This window comes from Nocardiopsis sp. NPDC006198 (assembly GCF_040613895.1).
In the GTDB taxonomy this organism is placed as follows: Bacteria; Actinomycetota; Actinomycetes; order Streptosporangiales; family Streptosporangiaceae; genus Nocardiopsis; species Nocardiopsis tropica.
Genome location: NZ_JBEXSY010000119.1, coordinates 1 through 7,574 on the forward strand (window position 1 = coordinate 1; position 7,574 = coordinate 7,574).

General features: G+C 73.5%; 6 protein-coding genes. 4 read left to right on the forward strand and 2 right to left on the reverse strand.

Annotated elements, in window-relative coordinates; all coding sequences use genetic code 11:
* Positions 1-111 precede the first annotated feature (111 nt).
* A complete protein-coding gene (locus ABZ234_RS33640) occupies positions 112-2,427 on the reverse strand; it encodes an FdhF/YdeP family oxidoreductase (protein WP_355014734.1) in 2,316 nt (771 codons plus the stop codon).
* Positions 2,428-2,879: 452 nt separating this feature from the next.
* Here ABZ234_RS33640 and ABZ234_RS33645 point away from each other — a divergent pair, with 452 nt between their 5' ends.
* The 3 genes from ABZ234_RS33645 to ABZ234_RS33655 all read left to right on the forward strand — a co-directional run bounded on the left by ABZ234_RS33645 (position 2,880) and on the right by ABZ234_RS33655 (position 5,415).
* Positions 2,880-3,608: a tectonin domain-containing protein gene (locus ABZ234_RS33645; protein WP_355014735.1), complete on the forward strand. Its 729-nt coding sequence runs from the start codon at positions 2,880-2,882 to the stop codon at positions 3,606-3,608.
* Positions 3,609-3,838: 230 nt separating this feature from the next.
* On the forward strand, positions 3,839-4,564 hold the full coding sequence (locus ABZ234_RS33650) for a class I SAM-dependent methyltransferase (RefSeq protein WP_355014736.1): 726 nt from the start codon (positions 3,839-3,841) through the stop codon (positions 4,562-4,564).
* A gap of 230 nt (positions 4,565-4,794) precedes the next feature.
* Positions 4,795-5,415 carry a maleylpyruvate isomerase family mycothiol-dependent enzyme gene (locus ABZ234_RS33655; RefSeq protein WP_355014737.1) on the forward strand — a complete coding sequence of 207 codons (621 nt, stop codon included), beginning with the start codon at positions 4,795-4,797 and terminating at the stop codon, positions 5,413-5,415.
* Between the two features lie 71 nt (positions 5,416-5,486).
* On the opposite strand, the gene ABZ234_RS33660 is transcribed toward ABZ234_RS33655, so the two are convergent.
* Positions 5,487-5,969 carry a YbaK/EbsC family protein gene (locus ABZ234_RS33660; RefSeq protein WP_344178511.1) on the reverse strand — a complete coding sequence of 161 codons (483 nt, stop codon included), beginning with the start codon at positions 5,967-5,969 and terminating at the stop codon, positions 5,487-5,489.
* A 142-nt stretch (positions 5,970-6,111) separates the two neighbouring features.
* On the opposite strand from ABZ234_RS33660, the gene ABZ234_RS33665 reads away from it, so the two are divergent.
* Positions 6,112-7,302: an MFS transporter gene (locus ABZ234_RS33665; protein WP_355014738.1), complete on the forward strand. Its 1,191-nt coding sequence runs from the start codon at positions 6,112-6,114 to the stop codon at positions 7,300-7,302.
* Positions 7,303-7,574 lie beyond the last annotated feature (272 nt).

Sequence of the window (7,574 nt, forward strand, 5' to 3'; positions counted from 1 at the left end):
GGGTGGGCGCGGGGTGGGGCGGGGGCGCGCCCGCCCCCCCGGCGGCCCCCCGCCGGGGGCGGGGTGCGGCCCGTGGGCCGCACCCCCGAGCCGTGCCGGAGCCTTTCCGCCTCAGGCGGCGCCGGAGTCCGGCTCGAAGCGCACCACCACCGACTTCGACGTCGGGGTGTTGCTCACCTCCGCCGTGGAGTCCAGCGGGACCAGCACGTTGGTCTCCGGGAAGTAGGAGGCCGCGCACCCGCGCGCCGTCGGGTAGTGCACCACCCGGAAGTGCGCCGCGCGCCGCTCCCGACCGTCCCGCCACTCGCCCACCAGGTCGGTGTAGGAGCCGTCCTCCAGCCCCAGCTCGCGTGCGTCCTCCGGGTTGACCAGCACGACCCGGCGGCCGTCCTTGATGCCCCGGTACCGGTCGTCGAGGCCGTACACGGTGGTGTTGTACTGGTCGTGCGAGCGCAGCGTCTGCAGCAGCAGCCGCCCCTGCGGCACCTCCGGCGCGTACGTGCCGTTGACCGTGAAGTTCGCCAGGCCCGTCTCGGTGGGGAAGCGCCGGTCGTCGCGCGGCGCGTGCGGCAGGGTGAACCCCGCGGGCTTGCGCGCACGGGCGTTGAAGTCCTCGAACCCCGGCACGACCGCCGCCACGTGGTCGCGGACCCGGTCGTAGTCGAACAGCTCCGACCACGCCACGGGCTCCTCGCCCAGCACCCGCCGGGCCAGGTCGGAGATGATGTCGACCTCCGAGCGCATGCCCTCCGACAGGGGCGGGAGCACCCCGTGGGAGGCGTGCACCTTGCCCATCGAGTCCTCCACGGTCACCCACCGGGGCTCGCCGTCGCGCAGGTCGCGGTCGGTGCGCGCGAGCGCGGGCAGGATCAGCGCCCGCGTCCCCGTCACCACGTGCGAGCGGTTCAGCTTGGTGGACACGTGCACCGTCAACCCCACCCGGCGCATCGCTTCCTCGGTGACCAGGGTGTCGGGCGTGGCCGCCACGAAGTTGCCGCCCATCGCGAAGAACACCCGCACGTCGCCGTCGGCCATCGCGCGGATGGCGTTGACGGTGTCGTGGCCGTGCTCGCGCGGGGGCTCGAACCCGAACTCCGCGCCCAGGGCGTCCAGGAACGCCTCCGCGGGGCGCTCGAAGATCCCCATCGTCCGGTCGCCCTGCACGTTGGAGTGGCCGCGCACCGGGCACACGCCCGCGCCCGGGCGCCCCACGTTGCCGCGCAGCAGCAGGAAGTTGACGACCTCGCGGATGGTCGGCACCGAGTGCTTGTGCTGGGTCAGGCCCATCGCCCAGCACACGATGATCCGCTCCGACCCGGTGACCATCTCCGCGATCCGCTCGACGAGCTCCCGCTCCAGGCCGGTGGCCCTCTCGACCCGGGGCCAGAACTCCTCGTCCGGCTCGGCCAGCAGGTCCTTGGAGAACTCCTCGAACCCGTGCGTGTGGGTGGCGATGAAGTCGCGGTCCAGGACCTCCTCCCCGCGCTCCTGCGCCTGCAGCAGCAGCCGGTTGACCGCCGAGAACAGGGTGAGGTCGCCGCCCAGACGGATCTGTGCGAACAGGTCGGTGAGCTCCGTGCCGCGCCCGAGCAGGCCGCCCGCCTTCTGCGGGTTGCGGAACTCGCGCATGCCCGCCTCGGGCAGGGGGTTGACGGTGATGATCCGGGTCCCGGAGCGCTTGGCCTTCTCCAGGGCGGAGAGCATCCGGGGGTGGTTGGTGCCGGGGTTCTGCCCGGCGACGATGATCAGGTCGGCCTTGCGCAGGTCCTCCAGGGAGACACTGCCCTTGCCCACGCCCAGCGTCTCGGTGAGGGCGGAGCCCGACGACTCGTGGCACATGTTGGAGCAGTCCGGCATGTTGTTCGTGCCGAGCTGCCGGGCGAACAGCTGGTAGAGGAAGGCGGCCTCGTTGCTGGTGCGGCCCGAGGTGTAGAACACGGCCTCGTCGGGGGAGGACAGCCCCCGCAGGTCCTCGGCGACCAGGTCCAGGGCGCGGTCCCAGCTCACCGGCTCGTAGTGGGAGGCGCCCTCGGCCAGGTACATGGGCTGGGCGAGGCGGCCCTGCTGCCCCAGCCAGTAGCCGGAGCGCTCGGCCAGTTCGGCGACCGGGTGCTCGGCGAAGAACTCGGGCGTCAGGGCCCGGGAGGTGGCCTCCTCGGCGACCGCCTTGGCGCCGTTCTCGCAGAACTCCGCCGTGTGCCGCTTGTCGCCCTCGGGCCAGGCGCAGCCGGGGCAGTCGAAGCCGCGCTTCTGGTTGATCGCGAGCATGGCCGGCAGCCCGCGCCGGACCCCGGCCTGTTCACCGACGTGGCGGACGCTGTTGAGCACGGCGGGCATGCCCGCCGCGCTGGTCTTGGGCGGGCCCACCGTGGGGGAGTCCTGGGCGGGATCGTGCTGTACGGAGTTCTGGTGTCTCACACTTCGCATTGTGGCATCGCGTCCCGTGGCACCGTGACGCCGGGGGAGCGGCCCGGCCGGTCAGGGGCGGTGCGGCCCTCCGCGCACGCCGGGGGCGACCCCGCGCAAGGTGCCGCCGCGGCCGGGAGGGCTGCCGCTCCGCGCGCTGTATGTATCGTGACATAAATCTGTATTTTCGACTTCTTTGCTTTAGTGGCTTTTGGAGTTTTTGTCGGCTCACTATCACGGATGTTTTTGCCTGGGAACGCCTTTCGGGATACTGGCCGGAACGGGCCCTGGGGGATTGCCGGTCTCCGGGTGCGGGCATCTCCCTGGAGCGACGGTCCCGGGGTCGGAGGAAAAGGATTCCCGCTATCCTTTCCCGTTGGCGGCGGGTGAACCGGCGGTTTCCCCACTCCCCGTTCCACTGGTTCTGCTGCTTCGGACCAGATGTCGCACCGCGTAGTTCCTCGAATGGTTCAGTGCAGCATTCCAAGCGAACAGAGACGGGTGTCATGGCTCACTGGAAGAACATTCCCGGTAAACTCACGAAGATCTCGGCGGGTTCCCGGAGCAATGTGTGGGGGGTCAACTCCGCCGGCGCGATCTATCGTTTCACGAATGACGACGCCAACCCCTGGGTCAAGGTCCCCGGGGGGCTGACGGACATCAGTGCTGCTGCGGACGGCACGGTGTGGGGTGTCAATGCGAACAGTCAGATCTACCGTTACACGGGTGATCAGGGTTCGTCCCACTGGAAGAACATCTCCGGCGGTCTGACGGGAATCTCGGCGGGTTCCCGGAGCAATGTGTGGGGGGTCAACTCCGCCGGCGCGATCTATCGTTTCACGAATGACGACGCCAACCCCTGGGTCAAGGTCCCCGGGGGGCTGACGGACATCAGTGCTGCTGCGGACGGCACGGTGTGGGGTGTCAATGCGAACAGTCAGATCTACCGTTACACGGGTGATCAGGATTCGTCCCACTGGAAGAACATTCCTGGCGGTCTGACGAGGATCTCCGTCGGTTCCCGGAGCAATGTGTGGGGGGTCAACGCCAACGGCGGCATCTATCGTTTCACGAATGACGACGCCAGTCCGTGGGTCAACATCCCCGGCGGCCTGACGGAGATCAGCGCGGCCGAGGACGGCACGGTGTGGGGCGTCAACGCCGACGGCGCCATCTACCGCTACACCGGTGACCAGCCCTAGGGCCCGAGTGCGACGGGTGTGCCCCGCGGCGGACCGCCGCGGGGCACACCCCGGACCACCGCGGCCCCGTCGGCCCTGACGCCGTGTTCCCCGCGCGGGCGGGGCGCGCACCACCGGAGCCGGCCCGGGCCTGCCACGTACCCCGCGCACGCGGGGACGTTCCCGCTCCGGCGACCGGTCCGGTCGAAAACCCCTGGCGGAACGGGCTCGTCCGACAGCACACTGCGGCGATGTACTCCGACGCCGACACGGCCGCCCTCTACGACGTCCTCAACCCCTGGGACCCGAGCGACGACTTCTACCTCTCCCACGTCATGGCCTCCGCGTCCGTCCTGGACGTGGGCTGCGGCACCGGAACGCTGCTGCACCGCGCCCGCGAGAACGGGCACGGCGGCCGGCTCTGCGGGCTGGACCCCGATCCCGGCGCGCTCGCCCGGGCACGCGTGCGCGACGACGTCGCCTGGGTCGGGGGCCGCGCCGAGGAGATGACGTGGGACCGCGAGTTCGAGCTCGCGGTCATGGCCGGCAACGCCTTCCAGGCCCTCGTGTCCGACAGCGAACTCCGCTCCTCGCTCGCCGCGATCCGGAGGGCGCTGGTCCCCGGCGGGAGGTTCGTGTTCGGCACCCGCAACCCCTTCGCCCGCGCCTGGGAGCGCTGGACCCCGGACAACGCCGCCGACGTGGTCGACCACCGGGGCCGCGCGCTGCGCGTGTCGCACCGGGTCGGGTCCGTGGAGGGCGACGTGGTCACGTTCTCCGAGACCATCGCGACCAGGGAGGGCGAAACGCTCCGGGCCGACAGGGGGCGCCTGCGGTTCCTCGGCCCGGAGGGCGTCGACGCCTTCCTGCGCGGTGCCGGACTGGAGGTCGAGGAGCGCCACGGCGACTGGTGGCGGGGCCCGTTCACGGCCGGGAGCACCGACATCGTCACCGTCGCCCGGGCGGTCGGCGGCTGAGGACCGCGCCCGGCCCCGCCCCCGGGTGTCCGGACGGCCGAGCGGACACCCGGACGGAGCCACCCGCACCCGGGAACCGGGGCGTCGCCGACTCCGGCGGGCGCGGGGCCGGTGCCGACGGGGCCGAGCCGCTCGCACCGGGACCCGGTCTTCGGGCGGCCCGCCCCAGGGACCGCTGCGCGGGGACGCGCCTCGGCCCGGATGTCGGTGCCGGGTCCTAGGCTCCCCGCATGAACGCACTCTGGCCGACCGTGCACACCGAACGGGCCGCACTCGCCGCCGACCTCGCGGACCTCACCGACCGGCAGTGGGCCGCGGAGTCCCTGTGCACCGGGCTGAGCGTCCGCGAGGTCCTCGCCCACCTGGCGTCGGCCGCCGGGCTGAGCTGGGCCCGGTGGATAGCGGGGGTCATTCGCTGCCGGTTCGACTTCGACAAGCAGGTGGAGATGCGCCTGGCCGAACAGCTCGGAGGGAGTCCGGCCGAGACCCTGGAGAACTTCCGCCGCGTCGCGGCCAACACGACCACCCCCGTCGGCCCGGTCGTGGCGTGCCTGGGCGAGACCGTCGTCCACGGGGAGGACATCCGCCGCCCCCTGGGGATCGGCCGGGCCTACCCCGTCGACACGCTCACGCGCCTGGCCGAGTACTACAGCGGCACCGATCTCGTGGTCGTGGCCAAGGGGAGGATCGGCGGGCTGCGCCTGGCCGCCACGGACGGCCCCTTCGCCACCGGCTCCGGTCTCCCGGTCTCCGGGCCGACCCTGGCGCTCGTCATGGCGATGACCGGCCGCGCGGCGTACTGCGACGACCTGGAGGGCGAGGGCGTCGCGGTCCTGCGCGAACGCTGCTGAGGCGGGCCCGCCCGAGCCGCGTCGGCCGGGTCGCCGGGCGGCTGCCGGACCGGCCCCGGCTCCGCGCCCGGTCAGTTGACGGCGACCGGGGTCCCGTCCGTCATCTTCAGCAGCTCCGCGTAGTCGGTGGGGAAAATGGTGTTGGGGGTGCCGCCGGCCGCCCACAGCCGCGGGTACTCCTCCAGCGCGGTGTCCACGACCGTCTCGACGGGCGCCGGGTGGCCCACGGGGGCCACCCCGCCGATCACCTGGCCGGTGGCGGCGCGCACCTCCCCGGGCTCGGCCCGCCTGATGGCCTGCCTGCCCAGGCGCCCGGCCAGCAGGGCCACGTCCACCCGGTGCCGACCGCTCGTCATCACCAGCAGCGGGCTCCCGTCGGCCATGAACACCAGGCTGTTGGCGATCGCCCCGACCTCGCAGCCCAGCGCCTCGGCCGCCTCCGCCGCGGTGCGGGTCGACGCGGGCAGTTCCCGCACCCGGTCCCGCGCCCCGAACCGGGCGAGCGCCTCGGCCACCTGTCGACTGCGCTCCGGCAGGTTCTTCCCGTCCGCCATCTGCATCTCCCCGTACTCGGTCCGTGGGAAAGGGTGTGCTCCAGGATGGCAGGCTACGCCCGCGCGCCCCCGCCGGTCCCGGCGGCCGGTGAAGGGGCGCCGGACACCCCGGCCCCGGGCGTCCCGCGCCTAGGCTGTCGGGGTGCGCGTACGGAACCGTTGGACCGTCCTCTCCGTCAGCATGGTGGCGCAGGTGGCCAGTGTGTCCGCCATGTTCGGCGTCCCCCTCGTGCTCCCGCAGCTGAGGGACGCCTTCGGGGTCACGACCGCGCAGGCGGGGATGCTGGCGGGGCTCCCTTCCCTGGGACTGCTCCTCACCCTCCTGTTGTGGGGCGTGGTGATCGACCGGGTCGGGGAGCGGTCGACGATGGCGCTGAGCCTGGTCCTCACGGCGGCTGCGCTCGGCGCGCTCCGGCTCGTCACGGACGTGTGGGGCGCGGCGGTGGTCCTGGCGCTCGTGGGCGCGGTCGGCGGTCCGGTCAACGCGGCCAGCGGCCGACTGGTCCTGTCCCGGTTCGACGCGGGGGAGCGGGGCCTGGCCATGGGGGTCCGCCAGTCGGCGCTCCCGCTGGGCGTGGGGCTCTCCGCCCTGGTGCTGCCCGGCGCCGCCGACGCGTGGGGGTTCGTCGCGGCGATGACGCTCCCGGCCGCGCTCGCGCTCCTGGCGGTGCCGCTCCTGCTGGCCGTGGCGCCGGGCCCGCCCCCGCACCGGCCCGCGCGCGGACACGCGCCCCGAGGCGGGGAGGCGGCGCCTCCCGCCGCCGGGTCGCCGTACCGGCGCCGCCCGATCTGGCGGGTGCACGGCGTGAGCATGCTCCTCGGCGTCCCCCAGGTCGCGCTGATGACGTACGCGGTGGTCTACCTCGTGCAGGAACAGGGGTGGGGTGCGCCCGCCGCGGGCGCGGTGGTCGCGGCGGCCCAGGTGCCGGGCGCCGCGGGACGCCTGCTGCTCGGGATCCGGTCGGACCGGACCGGCGACCGGATGCGGCCGGTGCGGTGGCTGGCGGCGGTCTCCGGGGTCTGCCTGGTCCTCCTCGCCCTCCTGCCCGGGGTCTGGGACCGGACGGCCGTGCCCCTGCTGCTGGCCTGCCTCGTGCTGACGATGTGGCACAACGGCCTGACCTTCACCGCCGTCGCCGAGATCGCCGGGACCGCGTGGGCCGGACGGGCTCTGGCCGTGCAGAACTGGCTCCAGGCCGTCAGCACCACGCTCACGCCGGTCCTCATGGCCGCGGTGATCACCACCGCGGGGCTGCCCGCCGTGTTCGCGGTGAGCGCGGTCTTCTCGGCCGCCGCGGTCGCGGTGGCGCCGGGTGCGCGCACCCGGGGGTGATCCCCTCCGGCCGCCCGGAGGTCCCGCCCGGGTCCCCCTGCCGTGTCGCGACGGAACCGGAGGGGGAGGGCCCGGCCCGCGAACCCCCGGCGTTTCCCCCGCGCACGCCGCGTGTCGGGCGCCCCGGGGCGGTCGAGGGGCTGGGGGACGTAGCCCGCGTGGCGGCGTGCCCGGACGTCCTCCGAGGCCGCCGCCGGGGCCGGCGCTCCGCGACGGGCGAGGGACACATCCAGTACCGGGACGCCAGGGAGGTGCTCACCGACGAGCAGATC

Excerpts from the sequence above, each read along its gene's own strand:
- ABZ234_RS33655 (WP_355014737.1), top strand. The coding sequence starts at position 4,795 with ATGAACGCACTCTGGCCGACCGTGCACACCGAACGGGCCGCACTCGCC.
- ABZ234_RS33660 (WP_344178511.1), bottom strand. The coding sequence starts at position 5,969 with ATGGCGGACGGGAAGAACCTGCCGGAGCGCAGTCGACAGGTGGCCGAG.
- ABZ234_RS33650 (WP_355014736.1), top strand. The coding sequence starts at position 3,839 with ATGTACTCCGACGCCGACACGGCCGCCCTCTACGACGTCCTCAACCCC.
- ABZ234_RS33640 (WP_355014734.1), bottom strand. The coding sequence starts at position 2,427 with ATGCGAAGTGTGAGACACCAGAACTCCGTACAGCACGATCCCGCCCAG.